General features: G+C 62.3%; 16 protein-coding genes. 12 read left to right on the top strand and 4 right to left on the bottom strand.

Annotated elements, in window-relative coordinates; translation table 11 throughout:
* Window positions 1–49: 49 nt before the first annotated feature.
* Window positions 50–505, top strand: a complete 456-nt coding sequence (locus JQ863_RS10005; RefSeq protein WP_204114130.1) for an Lrp/AsnC family transcriptional regulator — start codon at window positions 50–52, stop codon at window positions 503–505.
* 118 nt (window positions 506–623) lie between these two features.
* On the opposite strand, the gene coaD is transcribed toward JQ863_RS10005, so the two are convergent.
* The 3 genes from coaD to JQ863_RS09990 form a co-directional block, all read right to left on the bottom strand.
* Window positions 624–1,118: a pantetheine-phosphate adenylyltransferase gene (coaD, locus tag JQ863_RS10000; protein ID WP_204114129.1), complete on the bottom strand. Its 495-nt coding sequence runs from the start codon at window positions 1,116–1,118 to the stop codon at window positions 624–626.
* Window positions 1,119–1,252: 134 nt separating this feature from the next.
* Window positions 1,253–1,687: a CBS domain-containing protein gene (locus tag JQ863_RS09995; RefSeq protein ID WP_204114128.1), complete on the bottom strand. Its 435-nt coding sequence runs from the start codon at window positions 1,685–1,687 to the stop codon at window positions 1,253–1,255.
* Window positions 1,688–1,747: 60 nt separating this feature from the next.
* Window positions 1,748–2,644: a LysR family transcriptional regulator gene (locus JQ863_RS09990; protein WP_204114127.1), complete on the bottom strand. Its 897-nt coding sequence runs from the start codon at window positions 2,642–2,644 to the stop codon at window positions 1,748–1,750.
* A 112-nt stretch (window positions 2,645–2,756) separates the two neighbouring features.
* On the opposite strand from JQ863_RS09990, the gene JQ863_RS09985 reads away from it, so the two are divergent.
* From JQ863_RS09985 to JQ863_RS09940, 10 genes are all read left to right on the top strand, one after another.
* Window positions 2,757–4,256, top strand: coding sequence for a CoA-acylating methylmalonate-semialdehyde dehydrogenase (locus tag JQ863_RS09985; RefSeq protein ID WP_204114126.1), 1,500 nt, complete (start codon window positions 2,757–2,759; stop codon window positions 4,254–4,256).
* Between the two features lie 159 nt (window positions 4,257–4,415).
* Window positions 4,416–4,754 (top strand): hypothetical protein, encoded by a 339-nt coding sequence (locus JQ863_RS09980; RefSeq protein WP_204114125.1) that lies wholly within the window; start codon window positions 4,416–4,418, stop codon window positions 4,752–4,754.
* Window positions 4,755–4,808: 54 nt separating this feature from the next.
* Window positions 4,809–5,129, top strand: coding sequence for an antibiotic biosynthesis monooxygenase family protein (locus JQ863_RS09975; protein WP_204114124.1), 321 nt, complete (start codon window positions 4,809–4,811; stop codon window positions 5,127–5,129).
* Between the two features lie 70 nt (window positions 5,130–5,199).
* Window positions 5,200–6,333: a carboxylate-amine ligase gene (locus JQ863_RS09970; RefSeq protein ID WP_204114123.1), complete on the top strand. Its 1,134-nt coding sequence runs from the start codon at window positions 5,200–5,202 to the stop codon at window positions 6,331–6,333.
* A gap of 111 nt (window positions 6,334–6,444) precedes the next feature.
* The gene (locus JQ863_RS09965) at window positions 6,445–7,587 is read left to right on the top strand and encodes an acyl-CoA dehydrogenase family protein (protein WP_204114122.1); all 1,143 of its coding nucleotides are present in this window, start codon (window positions 6,445–6,447) and stop codon (window positions 7,585–7,587) included.
* A gap of 136 nt (window positions 7,588–7,723) precedes the next feature.
* On the top strand, window positions 7,724–8,764 hold the full coding sequence (locus tag JQ863_RS09960; RefSeq protein WP_204114121.1) for a 3-hydroxyisobutyryl-CoA hydrolase: 1,041 nt from the start codon (window positions 7,724–7,726) through the stop codon (window positions 8,762–8,764).
* Between the two features lie 5 nt (window positions 8,765–8,769).
* The gene (gene mmsB / locus JQ863_RS09955) at window positions 8,770–9,642 is read left to right on the top strand and encodes a 3-hydroxyisobutyrate dehydrogenase (protein ID WP_204114120.1); all 873 of its coding nucleotides are present in this window, start codon (window positions 8,770–8,772) and stop codon (window positions 9,640–9,642) included.
* Window positions 9,643–9,837: 195 nt separating this feature from the next.
* A complete protein-coding gene (locus JQ863_RS09950; RefSeq protein WP_204114119.1) occupies window positions 9,838–11,391 on the top strand; it encodes a Hint domain-containing protein in 1,554 nt (517 codons plus the stop codon).
* A 125-nt stretch (window positions 11,392–11,516) separates the two neighbouring features.
* The gene (locus tag JQ863_RS09945; protein WP_204114118.1) at window positions 11,517–11,711 is read left to right on the top strand and encodes a YgaP family membrane protein; all 195 of its coding nucleotides are present in this window, start codon (window positions 11,517–11,519) and stop codon (window positions 11,709–11,711) included.
* A 105-nt stretch (window positions 11,712–11,816) separates the two neighbouring features.
* The gene (locus JQ863_RS09940) at window positions 11,817–12,182 is read left to right on the top strand and encodes a hypothetical protein (RefSeq protein WP_204114117.1); all 366 of its coding nucleotides are present in this window, start codon (window positions 11,817–11,819) and stop codon (window positions 12,180–12,182) included.
* A gap of 54 nt (window positions 12,183–12,236) precedes the next feature.
* Here the strand turns inward: JQ863_RS09940 and uvrA are convergent, their stop codons facing one another.
* A complete protein-coding gene (uvrA, locus tag JQ863_RS09935; protein WP_204114116.1) occupies window positions 12,237–15,107 on the bottom strand; it encodes an excinuclease ABC subunit UvrA in 2,871 nt (956 codons plus the stop codon).
* Window positions 15,108–15,371: 264 nt separating this feature from the next.
* On the opposite strand from uvrA, the gene JQ863_RS09930 reads away from it, so the two are divergent.
* A complete protein-coding gene (locus JQ863_RS09930) occupies window positions 15,372–17,846 on the top strand; it encodes a vWA domain-containing protein (RefSeq protein ID WP_204114115.1) in 2,475 nt (824 codons plus the stop codon).
* The last annotated feature ends 129 nt before the right edge of the window (window positions 17,847–17,975 follow it).

Below are 17,975 nucleotides of genomic sequence, written 5' to 3'. Positions count from 1 at the left end.
GCTAAATTGCGATGCTACTTCACTACGAACTGACGGAATCTGAGCGATAATGACCACACCCACCCTTGACCCAACCGACCGCCGCATCCTTGACGTTCTGCAATCCGATGGCCGGATCTCGAACCTCGACCTGGCGGCCAAGGTCGGGCTGTCCCCCACGCCCTGCGCCCGGCGGGTGCGGCGACTGGAGGAAACCGGCGTGATCCGGGGCTATGGCGCGCGGATCAATCCAGCGGCGCTGGGACATGGCGTCAACGTCATCGTCTCGGTTCGGCTGGTGCGTCAGAACCCGCGCGACATCGACGAGTTCCTGCGCGCGGTGAAGGCGATGCCGGAAGTGACCGAATGCCTGCTGGTGACAGGTGATCTCGACTATATCCTGCGGGTGGCAGCGCCGGATGTGGACAGTCTCAAAGGGTTCTTTCTCGACCGGCTGAAGAAACTGCCCGGCGTGTCGAACACCACCACGAACCTGATCCTGGAAACGGTGAAAACCACGCGCTGAAGGAACCGCTGAAAAAACCACGGAGGCGCGGTGCCTTCCTCTTGCCGGAAATACCTCGGGGTGAAGCTTGAAAACACCTGTTTTCAAGCGAGGGGCAGCGCCCCTTGCGACAGTTGGCCTAGCGCCCCAGCCGCTTATAAAGCGCGTCACAGACCGCAGGCGTGACGAATTTCGACACGTCGCCCCCCAGCCGCGCAATTTCCTTGACCAGTTTCGACGCGATCGCCTGGTGTTTCAGATCGGCCATCAGGAACACGGTCTCGACCGAGGAATCCAGCGCCCGGTTCATGCCGACCATCTGGTATTCATATTCGAAATCCGCCACCGCGCGAAGGCCGCGGATGATCAGCCCTGCACCAACGTCGTGGGCGCAGTCAATCAACAGGTTCTCGAACGGATGGGCGACAATCTCGACCCCGGTTTCCTGTTGCAGCGGCGCGATTTCCGCTTCCAGCATGGCGACCCGTTCTTCCAGCGAGAACATCGGCCCCTTGTCGCGGTTGATCGCAACCCCGATGACAAGACGGTCCACCAGCGCGGTGGCCCGCCGGATGATGTCGATATGCCCGATCGTGATGGGATCGAAGGTTCCGGGGTAAAGACCTACGCGCATATGGGACTCTCCGCTTTTGTCGCCCGGGCCACGCAACAATATTGCGCGGCACATTGCAAGGGTGCGCGGCGCATATCCGAAGAACTACGGGACGCGACGCACCGTCACGCCCCGCGACATTCGCATCCTTGGGCCTAGTGGCCCATGATCATGCCTTCCAGCGCTTCTTTCTCCATCGAAAGCTCGGTCAGGCGCGCCTTGACCGCGTCGCCCAGCGTGATCAGCCCCAGCATCTTGCCGTCCTCGACCACCGGCATGTGGCGGAACCGGCCTTCGGTCATCCGCGCAAGGATATCGTCGGCCTTGTCTGAACGGGTGCAGGTCTCAAGGTTCGAGGTCATATAGTCATCGACCTTGTTGGACATGCAGCCCGGGCCGGTGCGGGCCAGTTCGCGCACGATGTCGCGCTCGGACAGGATGCCCTCGGCGGTGCTGCCATCGGACGAGATCACGACCGTACCGATGCGCTTCTCCGCCAGGATCTTGGCCGCGTCCGCCACCGTCGTGCCCGGCTTCACGGTCACGACATCTTCATCGCCCTTGGACTTGAGAATCTGCTGCACCAGCATGAATGGATCTCCTGTAAAAATATTTCGTAATTTCAAGCGTTGCCGCAACAAATGCCAAAGTCAAGTCAGCGCTTCGAGACGTGCGACTTCTTTGCGCAGGCCAAGGCACAATTCCTCGGCAAAGCGGTTCATCCGTTCCAGTCGCCGGTCATCGGCATGGCGGATCAGGTAGAAGCTGCGGGTCAGGCTGATCTGATCGGCCAGCACCTTCTCGATCCGCTTGCCTGAGGGGATGGCGAAATCATGCACGATGCCGATGCCGCCGCCCTGCCGCACCCAGTTGAACTGCACCGAGGCCGAATTGGACGACAGCCGCACCCGCTCGACCCCGGTGGCGTCGAGATAGTCCAGTTCCTTGTCAAAGATCATGTCGGGGATATAGCCGACGACAAGGTGCGATTTCAGGTCGTCCAGCGACGTGATCTCGGGGTGGCTGCGCAGATACCAGCGTGCCGCCGCCAAGTGCAGCTTGTAATCTGCGATCTTCTGCACCGTGACGCGCCCACCCGAGGGCGGACTGACCGCGATGACCATGTCGGCCTCACGCTTTGACAGGTTGATGATGCGTGGCAGGGCGACGATCTGGATATCAAGGTCGGGGTTGTCGCGGGCGATCTGGCTGCAGACCTGTGGCAACAGGAAATTCGCCGCCCCGTCCGGCGCGCCGATCCTGATCTGTCCCGACAGCCCCCCCGACTGCGCGCCCATTTCCCCGGCGGCTTCTTCCATGGTCTGCTCGATGCGGATGGCATGGCCCATCAGCCGTTGCCCCGCATCCGTCAGCGCATAACCCGTCGGAGACTTGGCAAAAAGCGGCGACCCAAGCGCGGTTTCCAGCCGCGCCACCCGGCGTCCGACCGTGGCCGGATCGACCTTCAGCCGCCGGCCGGCTGCCGACAGGCTTTCCTCGCGCGCAACGGCAAGGAAAACACGCAGATCGTCCCAATGCGTCGCCATGACCTGAGTCACCCCCTTTTGCAAAAATTCAAAGCGGTTTTGGAGTCTTGCCTCTTTTCCATGAGTTTTTGCAAGCCTATTGTGGCGCCAAAGCATTCAGGAGGACACTGTCATGCAAGAGCTGACCCATTACATCAACGGCGAACATGTCAAAGGCACGTCGGGCCGTTTCGGTGATGTTTTCAACCCCGCCACCGGCGAAGTGCAGGCACGCGTGCCGCTGGCCTCGAAAGAAGAGTTTGACCACGCCGTCGAAATTGCCGCCAAGGCACAGGTCGCATGGGGCGCGGTGAACCCGCAGCGCCGGGCGCGGGTGATGATGAAATTCGTCGACCTTCTGAACCGTGACATGGACAAGCTGGCCGAGGCGCTGAGCCGCGAACACGGCAAGACCTTCCCCGATGCCAAGGGCGACGTTCAGCGCGGGCTGGAAGTGGTGGAATACTGCATCGGCGCGCCGCAGATGCTGAAGGGCGAGTTCACCGACAGCGCCGGTCCCGGCATCGACATGTATTCCATGCGTCAGCCGCTGGGCGTGACAGGTGGCATCACGCCGTTCAACTTCCCCGCCATGATCCCGATGTGGATGTTCGCCCCCGCCATCGTCTGCGGCAACGCCTTCATCCTGAAACCGTCCGAGCGTGACCCCTCTGTGCCCTTGATGCTGGCCGAACTGATGGAAGAGGCCGGGCTGCCCAAGGGTGTTCTGCAGGTCGTGAACGGCGACAAGGAAGCCGTCGACGCGATGCTGTACAATGACACCGTGCAGTCCATCGGCTTTGTCGGGTCGACCCCGATTGCCGAATATATCTATGGCACGGGCTGTTCCCAAGGTAAGCGCGTCCAGTGTTTCGGCGGCGCCAAGAACCACATGATCGTCATGCCCGACGCCGATCTGGACCAGGCCGCCGACGCGCTGATCGGGGCTGGCTACGGTGCGGCGGGTGAGCGCTGCATGGCGATCTCTGTCGCAGTGCCGGTGGGCGAAGAAACCGCCGACCGCCTGATCGAAAAACTGGTGCCGCGTATCGAGAAGCTGAAAGTTGGCCCCTACACCGCCGGCGATGATGTCGATTACGGCCCGGTCGTGACCGCCGCCGCGAAACAGAACATCCTTGGCCTCGTCCAGTCGGGCATCGATCAGGGCGCGGAGCTGGTGGTCGATGGGCGCGATTTCTCGCTTCAGGGATACGAGGACGGGTTCTTTGTCGGTCCCCACCTGTTTGACCGCGTGACGCCGGACATGGACATTTACAAGAAGGAAATCTTCGGTCCGGTCCTGTCGACCGTGCGCGCCGGGTCTTATGAAGAGGCGATCAACCTTGCCATGGACCACGAATATGGCAACGGCACCGCGATCTTCACCCGCGACGGCGACACCGCCCGCGATTTCGCCAACCGGATCAATATCGGCATGGTCGGCATCAACGTCCCGATCCCGGTGCCGCTGGCCTATCACACTTTCGGCGGCTGGAAGAAGTCGGTCTTTGGCGATCTGAACCAGCACGGGCCGGATGCGTTCAAGTTCTACACCCGCACCAAGACCATTACTTCGCGCTGGCCGTCGGGCATCAAGGAAGGCGGAGAATTCAACTTCAAGCCAATGGATTGATCGAATGGTCAAATTGTGACTTAATGCACGGGCGGCCTCGGTCGCCCGTTTGCGTTGAATAACTGGAATTGACCGGGAATGCCCCTCGAATACCGAATAGTTTCAAAACGCAATCTGGTCTATGTCCGCTGTTGGGGCTACGTGGACGTGGACCAGTCCATGAGCGGAATTTCCGACTTCCGCGAAAACCCCGCTTTTCAGGCGGGCCTGTCGCAGATCCTCGACCTGACAGACGTGACCGAGTTCGAACGCGACTTTGCCAAGATCATGTCCCTTCAGGCCACGCAGGTCGAAGCGCTGACGGGGGCCGACGCCCCGGCCTATTTCATCTTCATCGCGCCCAATGAGCTGACCCAGGCCATGGCCAATAGCGCGCTGAAATCCTGGCGCGAGATTGACGCCGTCGTGCCGCTGGTGCTGAACAGCCTGCAGGACGCCTGCGATGTGCTGGGCCTGGACATATCGGAACTGGCGGACGTGCCGCAAAAGGTCACCTGACCTCTGCGACCCGAATTCCGTGTTATCCTTTCCCATCGAAAGGAGGCATGCACCATGATTATCCGTATCTTCCAGGTCACCACGCAACCCGGCAAGGAAGCCGAGTTTGCCGATTTTTTCCACAACACCGCCGTGCCCTTGATGCTGAAAACCGAAGGGCTGGCGGCAGTGCTTCCCGGTGCGCCCCGCGCCGACAGCCCCAGTGCGTTCTGCTTTGTTATGGTCTGGCGTGACCTGACCAGCCTGAAAGCCTTTGTCGGCGAGGATTACACCGATGCCCACATCCTGCCGGAAGAGGCCGCGCTGGTGAAATCCCGGTCGATCACGCATTACGATCTGGTCGCGGCAGGCACCACGGTTGCGGGTCTGGCCTGACGCGACACCACAGCGCCTTGATCTGACAGGGCTTTCCTGCTGAACTCATCCCATCGCGGGAGGATCAGATATGGCGTTGAACGAACCGGCCTTCACCATCGGCGTGGAAGAGGAATACCTGCTGGTCGACAAGGACAGCCTCGATCTGGCCGAGGCCCCGGACGGGTTGATGGACGCCTGTATGTCCACGCTCGAAGATCAGGTCGCGCCCGAGTTCCTGAAATGCCAGATCGAGATCGGCTCGAAGGTGTGCAAGACGGTGGGCGAGGCGCGCGATGACCTGCGCCGGCTGCGCAGCACCGTCGCGCGCGAGGCGGCCCGGCACAACCTGGCCCCGATCGCCGCCTCCTGCCATCCGTTTTCCGACTGGCGCGACCAGCACCACACCGAGAAAGACCGCTATAACGCGCTCAGCGATGATCTGGCCGGGGTGGTGCGCCGCATGCTGATCTGCGGCATGCATGTCCATGTCGGGATCGAACTGCCGGACCTGCGCATCGACCTGATGAACCAGCTGCGCTATTTCCTGCCGCATCTACTGGCGGTCAGCTGTTCCTCTCCGTTCTGGCAGGGCGAGGACACCGGCCTGAGTTGCTATCGCCTTACGGTGTTTGACAACCTGCCTCGCACGGGGCTGCCGCCGCAGATGGAGTCCTGGTCGGTCTTTGAACGCTCGGTCGCGGCGATGACGCAGATCGGCGTGATCGAGGACAGTTCGAAAATCTGGTGGGACCTGCGCCCCTCGTCCCGTTTCCCGACCATCGAAAGCCGCATCTGCGACGTGCAACCCCGGCTAGAGGACACGCTGACCCTGGCCGCGCTGACGCAGGCACTGACCCGGATGCTGTGGCGTCTGGCGGTCAAGAACCAGCGCTGGCGGCTTTATGATCGCTTCCTGGTTGAGGAAAACCGCTGGCGGGCGCAGCGTTATGGCATCTCGAACGGGCTGATCGACTGGGGTCGCCGCGAGATCGTGCCGTTTGAGGAACTGGCCGAGGAACTGATCGCGCTTCTGATGGAAGACGCCGAGGCGCTGGACTCGGTGGCCGAGATCGAACGCCTGCGCGACATCACCCGCACCGGCAACAGCGCCAGCCGCCAACGGGCGGTGTTCAATGACGCGGTGCAGGCCGAGTATGACCAAAGGGACGCGCTGCGGGCCGTCGTGCGCCATCTGACCGAGGAATTCCACGCCGACCTGTGACACCCGTTTTGAATTTTCGCGGCGTCGCTTTGCAAAATTTCGCGCTGACACATTGCTGCAAGCTTTCTATAATTTAACGAGTGTTCAAATACTGGGAAATGGGAGACCGGCATGGATTTCGCGCTGACCGAGGAACAGACCCTGATCTTCGACATGGCCAAAAGCTTTGGCGAGGAACATATCGCCCCTTTCGCGCAGGATTGGGAAAAACAGGGCACCATCCCGAAGGACCTGTGGCCGAAACTGGCGGAACTGGGGTTCGGCGGTCTCTATGTCAGTGAGGCATACGGCGGATCGGGCCTGTCGCGCCTTGATGCGACGCTGGTCTTCGAGGCGCTGTCGATGTCCTGCCCCGCCGTCGGGTCGTTCCTGTCGATCCACAACATGTGCGGCGGCATGATCGACAAGTTCGGGTCGGAAGACACCAAGCAGAAATGGCTGCCCGATCTCTGTTCCATGGAGAAAGTGTTTTCCTACTGCCTGACCGAACCGGGGTCCGGCTCGGATGCGGCGGCGCTCAAGACCCGCGCGGTGCGCAACAACGAAGGCTATGTGGTGAACGGCACCAAGGCGTTTATCTCGGGCGGGTCCTATTCGGATGCCTATGTCACCATGGTGCGCACCGGCGACGACGGGCCCAAGGGGATTTCAACCGTGGTGGTCGAGGATGGCGCGACGGGCCTGTCCTTTGGTGCGCTTGAGAAGAAAATGGGCTGGCTTGCCCAACCCACCAGCCAGGTGCAGTTCGACGATTGCTTTGTTCCGGCCGAGAACCTGATCGGGGAAGAGGGCAAAGGTTTCAGCTATGCCATGGCGGGGCTGGATGGCGGACGTCTGAACATCTCGGCAGGCGCGCTGGGCGGCGCACAGGCGGCGCTGGATGCGACGGTCGCCTATATGAGTGAGCGCAAGGCCTTTGGCAAACCGATCAACCAGTTCCAGGCGCTGCAATTCCGGCTGGCCGAGTTCGAGACCAAGCTCCAATCAGCCCGCACCTTCCTGCGGCAGGCGGCGTGGAAGCTGGACAATAACGCCCCCGACGCCACCAAGTTCTGCGCCATGGCCAAGCTGATGGTCACCGACAACGCGTTTGAGGTCGCCAATGGCTGTCTGCAACTGCATGGCGGCTATGGCTATCTGGCCGATTACGGGATCGAGAAAATCGTCCGCGACCTGCGCGTTCACCAGATCCTTGAAGGCACAAACGAGATCATGCGCCTGATCGTATCGCGGCAGATGATTTCGGACGTATAACAAAGGGCTGCATAGACCCGCGGGGTGGCGCAGAATGCGCCGCCCCATGGGGGCGGGTCATGCCGGAGGCATGCTTTCAGCATGATGCAGCCCGGCGGTGCCGCCGGGCGCAACACTGGAAACGGAGCAAACAAAAGTGTCTGACATCCACATCCGCATATCCGGCAAGACAGGCCGCATCACCTTCACCCGCCCCAAGGCGCTGAACGCGATGTCTTATGACATGTGCCTTGCCATCGAGGACGCGCTTGATGCCTGGGCCTCGGACGACGGGGTAAAGATGATCGTGATCGACGCGACAGGCGACCGCGCCTTCTGCGCCGGTGGCGACATTGCCGAACTTTACGAGACCGGAAAGGTCGGGGATTACAGCTTTGGCCGCCGTTTCTGGGCCGATGAATACCGCATGAACGCCAAGATGTTCGCCTTCCCGAAACCCGTCGCCAGCTTCATGCAGGGCTTTACCATGGGTGGTGGTGTCGGCGTCGGCTGCCATGCCTCGCACCGGGTTGTCGGCGACACCAGCCAGATCGCCATGCCGGAATGTGGCATCGGGCTGGTGCCGGATGTGGGCGGCAGCCTGTTGCTGGCCAATGCGCCGGGGCGGATCGGAGAATACCTCGGCCTGACCTGCGACAGGATGAACGCGGGCGATGCGATCCTTGCCGGCTTTGCCGATTACTACATCCCCGAAGACAACTGGCCCGCGCTGATTGCCGCGCTTGAGGAAACCGGCGACTGGACGCGGATCGACGCCGCCGCCCGCCCTGCCCCCGCAGGCACCCTAGAGGCCGCACAGCCCCAGATCGACGCCCTCTTCGCGGGCGAGGCGCTGGGCGACATTGTCAACCTTCTGACCACATCAGACAGCGATTTCGCCGCCGCCGCGCTGAAAAAACTGAACCGTGCCAGCCCCTTGTCCATGGGTTGCACGGTCGAGATGCTGCACCGTCTGCGCGGCGCGACCGACATCCAGAAGGCGCTGACGCTGGAATACCGCTTTACCTACCGGGCCATGGAGCATGGTGATTTCGTCGAGGGCGTGCGCGCCCAGATCATCGACAAGGACCGCAACCCGACATGGAAACACGACATTGACCGCTTGCCCGCCATCGACGTCTCGAAGATGCTGATGCCGCTGGGTGCGGACGAACTTACATTCGAAAAAAGGGAGTGAGCCACATGAAGATCGGATTTATCGGGCTTGGCAACATGGGCGGGCCGATGGCCGCGAACCTTGCCAAGGCGGGCCACGAGGTCATTGGCTTCGACATGGCGGAGGTGACGATCGAGGGCGTGACCATGGCCGCCTCGGGTGCCGAGGCCGCGACCGGGGCCGAGGTGGTCATCACCATGCTGCCCAACGGCCAGATCCTGCGCGCGGTGGCCGAAGAGATCATCCCCGCCATGAGCCAGGGCGCGGTGCTGGTCGATTGCTCGACCGTGGATGTCGAAAGCGCCCGCGTGGTGGCGGCGGCGGCCAATGCATCCGGCCTGCTGTCGGTGGATGCGCCGGTCTCGGGCGGGATCGGCGGTGCGTCTGCCGGCACTCTGACCTTCATGGCGGGCGGCACGGCGCAGGCCTTTGCCAAGGCCGAACCGCTGTTCGACATCATGGGCCAGAAGGCGGTGCATTGCGGCGATGCGGGCGCGGGTCAGGCCGCGAAAATCTGCAACAACATGATCCTTGGCGTCACCATGATCGCGACTTGCGAGGCTTTTGCACTGGCCGACAAGCTGGGTCTTGATCGTCAGAAGATGTTTGACGTGGTCTCGACCTCGTCGGGGTATAGCTGGAGCATGAACGCCTATTGCCCGGCCCCCGGCGTCGGTCCGCAAAGCCCCGCCGACAACGGTTACAAGCCCGGTTTCGCCGCCGAATTGATGCTGAAGGATCTTGGCCTCAGCCAGCAGGCCGCCGAAGCTGCGGATGCCGACACGCCGATGGGCCAGCTGGCGCGCGATCTCTATGATCGCTTCGTCAATCAGGAAGACGGCAAGGGCATGGATTTCTCGGCCATGCTGCCCCGGTTCGAAAAACGCGGGCGCGGCTGACCCAGGGGCAGCTTCCCGGCGTGTCACGGCGCGCCGGGAAAAGGTTGCAAAACAGACACCATTGCAGCTCAACCTTTGGGAATCTTAGCGAAATTCCCCACCCAAGCCTTGATCGCGCCACAAATACTGCGCAACAACTGGTCAAAACAGGACCGACAGATGTCCTGAAGAGGCAGATCAGGGACGAGCAGCCCCATGGCAACAGCGACCGAGCTGAACATCAACACGTCCGCGTCCGCGATGGACATGGCCAGCGAGATTTTTGGCGATCCCACCCGCATCGTCAGCGCAACCTATACCGGCGACAACCAGTCGTCGGGGATTTACACCGGCGCCGACACCACCAGCCCCGGCGTTGCCCCCGCCGACAGCGGCGTGATCCTGTCCACCGGCCATGTCGATGATTTCACCAATTCGCATGGCGGCACCAACACCAACATGTCCTCGTCGCGCTCGACCAACACAAGCGGCGAAAACAACAACGCCCTGTTCAACGAGATCGCCGGCGCGCGGACTTATGACGCGTCTTACATGACCATCGATTTCACCGGTACGGCGGGTGAACTTCTGACGGTGGATTTCGTGCTGTCCTCGGAAGAATACCCCGAATACCTCAGTTATAACGATGCGATCGGGGTCTGGATCAACGGCGAGCTGGCGACATTTTCGGTGGGTGACGGCACCGCGTCGATCAGCAATATCAACGACGCCAACGAGAACCTCTATATCGACAACACCAACGACCAGTACAACACCGAGATGGACGGGTTCACCGTCACGCTGACATTCACCGGAGTGTTGCAGGACGGGATCAACACGCTGATGATCGGGGTCGCGGATGCCTCGGACAGCAGCTATGACACCAACCTTCTGATCGCGGGCGGGTCGGTGCAATCGGCGATCGTGGCCCAGGATGACGACGTTTCGATCAAATACGGCGGCACCAAGGTGCTGGACGTGCTGGGCAATGACGTGTCCTCTGCCGGGCCGAACCTGACGATCACCCATATCAATGGCCAGCCGGTATCGGCGGGCGACACCGTGACGCTGGCCACCGGGCAGCAGATTACACTGAACCCCGATGGCACCTTTACCATCGTGGCAGATGGCGATGACGAGACGGTCTATTTCAACTACACGATCGAGGACGCAAGCGGCGAGACCGACACCGCCCTTGTCGAGATCGAACAGCGCGCCCCCTGCTTTGCCCCCGGCACCCGGATCGCCACCGACAATGGCGACGTCGCGGTCGAGGACCTGCGCGCCGGGATGCGTGTGCTGACGCTGGACAATGGCTATCAGCCGATCCTGTGGATTGGCCATTCGGTGCTGACACCACAGACCGACAACCTGCCGATCTGCATCCGCGCCGGGGTTCTGGACAATGACCGCGACCTTGTCGTGTCGCCCCAGCATCGCATCCTTTTGACCGGATCGCGGGCGGAATTGCTGTTCGGCAGCGACGAGGTGCTGGTCAAGGCCAAGGACCTCTTGAACGATATCTCCGTCACGCGCTGCCATCAGGCCGACCGTGTCGACTATTTCCACCTGCTGCTGCCCGATCACGAGCTGATCCTCTCGGACGGGCAATGGAGCGAAAGCTTCCAGCCCGGTCCGCAGGTGCGGCACAGCTTCGATCCCGCGCTGCAGGCCGATCTGGACCGCGCCCTGCGGTGTCGCGGCAGGCGCGACATGGCCGTTCGTCCCAGCCTCAGAAGTTACGAGGCCCAGGCGCTTCTGGCGGCCTGAGCGACGGGCCGGACGGCGCGTGACGGAACGTTCTGATCTGTCCTTCGCCACTGCGCCTGTTTTTCCGGTTCACCTTCCGATAAGGGCCTGAAACAGAACCCAAACTCCGTGGAAGGAAACACCCCATGCTGAAGAAAAACGTTGGCACCATCGACCGCATCCTGCGGATCATCCTCGGGATCGCCCTGCTGGTCGCCTATGCGATGACCGGGTCGCTGTGGCTGTTGATCGGGATTGTTCCGCTGGTGTCCGGGTTGATGTCCTCGTGCATGTTCTACTCGATCCTCGGCCTCAGCACCTGCCCCGTGAAAACCCGCTGAAGAAAAGCTGAGGATCGGCGTCGGCCTGCCGATGAAAAATGCGTGGGACTCCCTATCTGGAACATTGGCTTGCGACATGTCACACAGGCTTTTACGGAGGTTTCCATGAAAACACGCGTCATCTCATTGGCTATCGCCACCGCGCTTGTCCTGCCCTTGGCCGCACATGCGGACAACGGCAAGAACCACAAGGGAAACAAAGGCAACAAGGCGCCCGTGACGGCGCTGGCCGGATGTCCGCCGGGATTGGCAAAAAAGGCGGTGCCCTGTGTGCCGCCCGGTCAGGTGAAGAAGATCTTTCGCCCCGGCGATCGCATCCTGAAGGACTTTATCAAGCTGACCGACCCGAAACGCTATCGGCTTGATCCGGCGCTGACCTATCTGATCGCGTCCGATCACGTCTATAGCGTCGACCCAAAGACCAATGCCGTTCTGCGGCTGATCGGGGCCACTGCAGACATCCTGCGCTGACGCGCCGGGGACCAAAGGCGGGGGACATGCGCCCCCGGCCCCGGTTCTGTCCCGTCATTCCGCCGCCAGCGGCGTCCCGTTCAGCATCGCGTCCAGATAGCGCCCGGTATGGCTGCGCGGTTCCTTGGCGACGTCTTCGGGCGTGCCGACCGCCACGATCTCGCCGCCGCCATCACCGCCTTCGGGCCCGATGTCGATAATCCAGTCGGCGGTTTTCACCACGTCCAGATTGTGTTCGATCACCACCACCGTATTGCCCTGCTCGACCAGCTCGTGCAGCACCTCAAGCAGCTTGCGCACATCCTCGAAATGCAGGCCCGTCGTGGGTTCGTCGAGGATATAGAGCGTCCGGCCCGTCGAGCGTTTGCTGAGTTCCTTTGACAGCTTCACCCGCTGCGCCTCGCCCCCCGAAAGCGTCGTCGCCTGCTGGCCGACCTTGATATAGCCAAGACCGACACGGGCCAGCGCATCCATCTTGTCGCGGATCGCGGGCACCGCCTTGAAGAACTCCTGCGCCTCTTCCACCGTCATATCAAGAACGTCCGCTATGCTTTTGCCTTTAAAGCGGATTTCCAATGTCTCGCGGTTGTAACGCGCGCCTTTGCAGGTCTCGCATTCGACGTAAACATCCGGCAGGAAATGCATCTCGATCTTGATCACGCCGTCGCCCTGGCAGGCCTCGCAACGGCCACCCTTGACGTTGAAAGAAAACCGACCGGGCTTGTAACCGCGCGTCTTGGCCTCGGGCAGACCGGCGAACCAGTCGCGGATCGGGGTGAAGGCCCCGGTATAGGTTGCGGGGTTCGACCGGGGCGTGCGCCCGATGGGGCGCTGGTCGATGTCGATGACCTTGTCGAGATGTTCCAGCCCCTTGATCGTTTCACAGGGCGCGGGCGTCTGGCGCGCGCCGTTCAGCCGCATCGAGGCGGTCTTGAACAGGGTCTCAATCGTCAGGGTCGACTTGCCGCCGCCCGATACGCCGGTCACGCAGACAAACTTGCCCAGCGGAAACTCGGCTGTCACGTCGCGCAGGTTGTTGCCGCTGGCCTTGACCACGGTGACGGATTTCTTGTTGCCCTTGCGCCGCTCGGTTGGAACCGGGATCTCGCGGGTGCCGGACAGGTATTGCCCGGTCATCGAGGCGGGGTCGGCGGCGATCTCGGCGGGTGTGCCCTTGGCGACGATCTGGCCGCCATGCACCCCGGCGCCGGGACCGATGTCAAAGACATAATCCGCCTCGCGGATCGCTTCCTCGTCATGTTCGACCACGATCACCGTGTTGCCCTGATCGCGCAGGTTCTTGAGCGTGGTCAGCAACCGGCCATTGTCACGCTGGTGCAACCCGATCGAGGGTTCGTCCAGCACGTAAAGCACACCCGTCAGCCCCGACCCGATCTGGCTGGCCAGCCGGATACGCTGGCTTTCGCCGCCCGAGAGCGTGCCCGACGACCGCGACAGAGTCAGGTATTCCAGACCGACATTGTTCAGGAACCCCAGCCGTTCGCGGATTTCCTTGACGATGGCGCGGGCAATCTCCTGCCGTTGCGGGGTCAGGTGGTTCGGCACGTCCTCGATCCAGGCCAGTGCCTCGCGGATCGACATCTGAACCACGTGGCCGATGTGGCGCAATTCATCGCCGCTGCCGATCTTGACCGCCAGCGCCTCTTCCCGCAGGCGGTGGCCACGGCAGGTGTGGCAGGGGCGGTTGTTCTGGTAGCGCTCGAATTCTTCGCGGATCCAGTTTGAATCGGTCTCGCGATAGCGGCGTTCCATGTTTGGGATCACGCCTTCGAAGACGCGCGTCACCTGATAGACGCGGCCGCCCTCGTCATAGCGGAACTCGATCTCTTGCTCGCCCGAGCCATAGAGAAACACCTTCTGCACCTTCTCGGGCAGGTCTTTCCAGGGCGTGTTCTTGTCAAACCCGTAGTGTTTCGCAATCGCTTCAATGGTTTGCAGGAAATAAGGCGACTTGCCCTTGCGCCACGGGGCCAGCGCGCCGTCATAGACCTTCAGCGTTTGGTCGGGCACCACCAGCCGTTCGTCAAAGAACAGCTCCATCCCCAGCCCGTCGCAATCGGGACAGGCGCCAAAGGGGGCGTTGAAGGAAAACAGGCGCGGTTCGATCTCGGGGATGGTGAAACCCGACACCGGGCAGGCGAAGTTTTCCGAAAACGTGATGCGCTGCGCCTCGTCATCCTTCGGCGCGGTTTCCAAGACCGCAATCCCGTCGGCAAGGTCCAGCGCGGTGCGCAGGCTGTCGGCCAGCCGCGTTTCCAGCCCCTCGCGCACCACGATCCGGTCCACCACCACGTCGATGTCATGGCGGAATTTCTTGTCGAGCTTCGGCGGTTCGTCCAGTTCAAAAAATGCGCCGTCGACCTTGACCCGCTGGAAGCCCTGCTTGCGTAACTCAAGGAATTCCTTGCGATATTCGCCCTTGCGGTCGCGCACGATCGGGGCCAGCAGATAGGCGCGCGTGCCTTCTTCCATCTCCATGATCCGGTCGACCATGTCCTGCACCTGCTGCGCCTCGATCGGCTTGCCGGTGGCGGGGGAATAGGGCGTGCCGACGCGGGCGAACAGAAGCCGCAGGTAGTCATAGATCTCGGTCACCGTGCCAACGGTCGAGCGCGGGTTCTTCGACGTGGTCTTCTGTTCGATGGAAATCGCCGGGGACAGGCCGCTGATGTGGTCGACATCGGGCTTTTCCATCATGTCAAGGAACTGCCGGGCATAGGCCGACAGGCTTTCGACATAACGGCGTTGGCCTTCGGCATAGATCGTGTCAAACGCCAGCGACGACTTGCCCGAGCCGGAAAGCCCGGTAATCACCACCAGCTGATCGCGCGGAATGTCCACGTCGACGGATTTGAGATTATGCTCGCGCGCGCCGCGCACCTCGATGTTCTTCAACTCGGCCATGTCGCCCTCGTTAACTGATTTTTCAGATGTAGGCGAACAGGCGCGAGTCTCCAACCGAAAAATGAGAACATTACAGGAACTTTGAGAATTGATTTGTCCGCGCAGGCCTGGAATCGGCAGCCATCCGCATCCGTTATGACCAGAATTACGGCACCGCGACGAAATACGGACGCAGCACCGGGACGTTGCGGGTTTCACTTGATTGTCACGGCTCAGGCGGCATTATTCAGCGCATTCCACAAGAGCCATTTTACGAAAGACCTGATGATGCGCGTTTTACCACGTTCCGCCCGTGCCCCCCTTGCCGCCGCCGCCCTTGTTGCGGCCACCACCGCCCTGCCCGCCAGCGCACAGGACCGTCCGTCGGCGATCCTGGTCCTTGACGGTTCGGGGTCGATGTGGGGGCAGATCGACGGCACCGCCAAGATCACAATTGCGCAGGACGTGGTCGAGGGGCTGCTGACGACCCTGCCCCGGGATCAGGCGCTGGGGCTGACGGTCTATGGCCACCGCCGCAAGGGGGACTGCACTGACATCGAAACCATCGTCGCCCCCGGCACCGCCACCCGCGACCAGATCGCCGCCGCGGTGCGTGGTATCAAACCCAAGGGCAAGACGCCGATGCTGGACGCGGTCAGGCAGGCCGCCGAAGCGCTGCGCTATACCGAGGACGCCGCCACGGTGATCCTTGTTTCGGACGGGGTCGAGACCTGCAACGCCGACCCATGCGCCGCCGCCCGCGCGCTGGAAGAGGCCGGGGTCAATTTCACCGCCCATGTTGTGGGGTTCGATGTCTCGGACAAGACCGCGCTGGCGCAGATGCAGTGCCTGGCCGATGAAACCGGGGGCACTTTCCGCACCGCCTCCAATGCCGATGAGCTTTCGCAGGCGTTGACCGTCGTGACCGCCGCGCCGCCCGAGCCCGATCCCGCGCCCGAGCCGGTCAAGGTCACCATCGTGGCCACCGACGGCCCCGGCGGGCGCCATATCACCACGCCGCTGATCTGGTCGCTTTCAAGCGAGGATGACACCATTCATGACCAGCATTCGGCAGTCGATCTGGCCGAAGCCCTCTTGCCCGGCACCTACCGGGTCGAGGTGCTGCGCCCCGAGGACGAGGCCTCAGCCGAGGCCACTTTCGGCGTCGGCAAGGTCAACAAGACCGTGGTGGTCGAACTGCCCGAGTTCCGCCCCCCCGCCACGCTGGACGCGCCCGAAAGCGCGGTTGCCGGGGCCACGGTGCAGGTTGGCTGGACCGGACCGGACGCGCAGCATGACTATATCGCCGTCGGGGTGCCGGGTGACGACAACTATGTCCACTATACCTATACCCGCCACGGGCCGCTGCTGGATCTGGTGATGCCGCCGTCCGATGGCAATTACGAGATCCGCTATGTCCTGAACGAGGGCGCCAAGGTGCTGGCGACACGGCCAATCACCGTGACCCCGGTGACGGCCCTTCTGTCGCCCAGCACGGATTTTGTCGCCGGAGGCACGGCCCAGGTCATGTGGCAGGGCCCGGATTACGAACGCGACTATATCGCCATCGGCAAGCCCGGCGATGACGGCTATGTCAGCTATGTCTATACCCGCCACGGCAGCCCGGCAGAGATTGCCGTGCCCGCCGAACCCGGCACCTATGAGCTGCGCTATGTGATGAACAACAAGGCGACCGTGCTGGCCACCATGCCGATCGAGGTTCAGGACACTTCGGCCAGCGTGACCTCGCCCGGTACCGCCGAGGCGGGCAGCCGCATCAAGGTGGCGTGGCAAGGCCCGGACAATGAACGCGATTATGTCGCCGTGTTCCCGAAAGGGTCCGACAAATACGTCAGCTATGCCTATACCGGCAATGGCAACCCGGCCGAGATCGCCATGCCCGCCATTCCCGGCGCCTATGAGCTGGCCTATGTGCTGAACACCGGCAACAAGGTGATCGCGCGCGCCGACCTGACCATCGTCGCGGCAAAGGCCAGCGTTACCGCGCCCGCGACGCTGGAAGCCGGGGCGCGGGTCGATGTGCCGTGGCAGGGGCCGGGCAACAAGGGTGACTATATCGCGCTGTTCCGGCGCGGGACGGATGACTATGTCGCCTATGCCTATGCCCAGAACGGCAACCCCGCCAGACTGACTCTGCCCGGAGAGCCGGGCGACTATGACCTGGCTTACGTGCTGGACCGGGACAACACGGTGCTGACACGGGTGCCTGTCACGCTGACCGCTGCTGGCGCGACGCTGTCGGTGGATGGCACGCTGGAACAGGGCGGCACTGTCTCGGTCACATGGACCGGACCGGGGACCGAAGGGGATTATATCGCCGTCCTGCGCCCCGGAACCGACGACTACACGACCTATAGCTACACCCGCGACGGCAACCCGCTGACACTGCGCCTTCCGGCGGAAACAGGCCCGTTCGAGATCGCCTATGTGCTGGACAGCGGCAATACCGTGATCGAACGCCTGCCCGTCACGCTGACCCCCGCAACGGCCAGCCTGACCACCACCGGCGACATGGTAGCAAGCGGTCAGATCACCGTGGACTGGACCGGACCGGGCAATCAGGACGACTGGATCGCGGTGATGGATCGCGGCAGCGACAGCTATCACGGCTATGCCTATACAAGGGATGGCGGGGTGCTGACGCTGACCCTGCCCGAGGCGCCTGGCGAATATGACCTGGTCTATGTGCTGGGGGTCAGCGACCACGTGCTGATGCGGCAGCCGATCACGGTGAAATAACGCGTTCCGCGCAAACAAATGATTGGAAAAGGGGCCGGTTGCGGCCCCTTTTTTGTTGCGCGGGCGGGCGGGCAGCCCGTCATTCACCCAAACGGTTGACTGATCGCAGGCCGCGTGTTATTCACCCAT

Source organism: Shimia biformata (assembly GCF_016888515.1).
Lineage (GTDB): Bacteria > Pseudomonadota > Alphaproteobacteria > Rhodobacterales > Rhodobacteraceae > Shimia_A > Shimia_A biformata.
The sequence above is the reverse complement of the archived record's forward strand: the minus strand, read 5'-3'. Positions and strand labels throughout refer to the sequence as shown.

Bases quoted from the DNA above. Each gene is read 5' to 3' on its own strand.
- JQ863_RS09990 (WP_204114127.1), bottom strand. From the start codon at position 2,644: ATGGCGACGCATTGGGACGATCTGCGTGTTTTCCTTGCCGTTGCGCGC.
- JQ863_RS09995 (WP_204114128.1), bottom strand. From the start codon at position 1,687: ATGCTGGTGCAGCAGATTCTCAAGTCCAAGGGCGATGAAGATGTCGTG.
- JQ863_RS09940 (WP_204114117.1), top strand. From the start codon at position 11,817: ATGAAAACACGCGTCATCTCATTGGCTATCGCCACCGCGCTTGTCCTG.
- JQ863_RS09985 (WP_204114126.1), top strand. From the start codon at position 2,757: ATGCAAGAGCTGACCCATTACATCAACGGCGAACATGTCAAAGGCACG.
- JQ863_RS09930 (WP_204114115.1), top strand. From the start codon at position 15,372: ATGATGCGCGTTTTACCACGTTCCGCCCGTGCCCCCCTTGCCGCCGCC.
- JQ863_RS09980 (WP_204114125.1), top strand. From the start codon at position 4,416: ATGAGCGGAATTTCCGACTTCCGCGAAAACCCCGCTTTTCAGGCGGGC.
- JQ863_RS09970 (WP_204114123.1), top strand. From the start codon at position 5,200: ATGGCGTTGAACGAACCGGCCTTCACCATCGGCGTGGAAGAGGAATAC.
- JQ863_RS09975 (WP_204114124.1), top strand. From the start codon at position 4,809: ATGATTATCCGTATCTTCCAGGTCACCACGCAACCCGGCAAGGAAGCC.
- JQ863_RS09965 (WP_204114122.1), top strand. From the start codon at position 6,445: ATGGATTTCGCGCTGACCGAGGAACAGACCCTGATCTTCGACATGGCC.
- JQ863_RS10005 (WP_204114130.1), top strand. From the start codon at position 50: ATGACCACACCCACCCTTGACCCAACCGACCGCCGCATCCTTGACGTT.
- JQ863_RS09950 (WP_204114119.1), top strand. From the start codon at position 9,838: ATGGCAACAGCGACCGAGCTGAACATCAACACGTCCGCGTCCGCGATG.
- mmsB (WP_204114120.1), top strand. From the start codon at position 8,770: ATGAAGATCGGATTTATCGGGCTTGGCAACATGGGCGGGCCGATGGCC.
- coaD (WP_204114129.1), bottom strand. From the start codon at position 1,118: ATGCGCGTAGGTCTTTACCCCGGAACCTTCGATCCCATCACGATCGGG.
- uvrA (WP_204114116.1), bottom strand. From the start codon at position 15,107: ATGGCCGAGTTGAAGAACATCGAGGTGCGCGGCGCGCGCGAGCATAAT.
- JQ863_RS09945 (WP_204114118.1), top strand. From the start codon at position 11,517: ATGCTGAAGAAAAACGTTGGCACCATCGACCGCATCCTGCGGATCATC.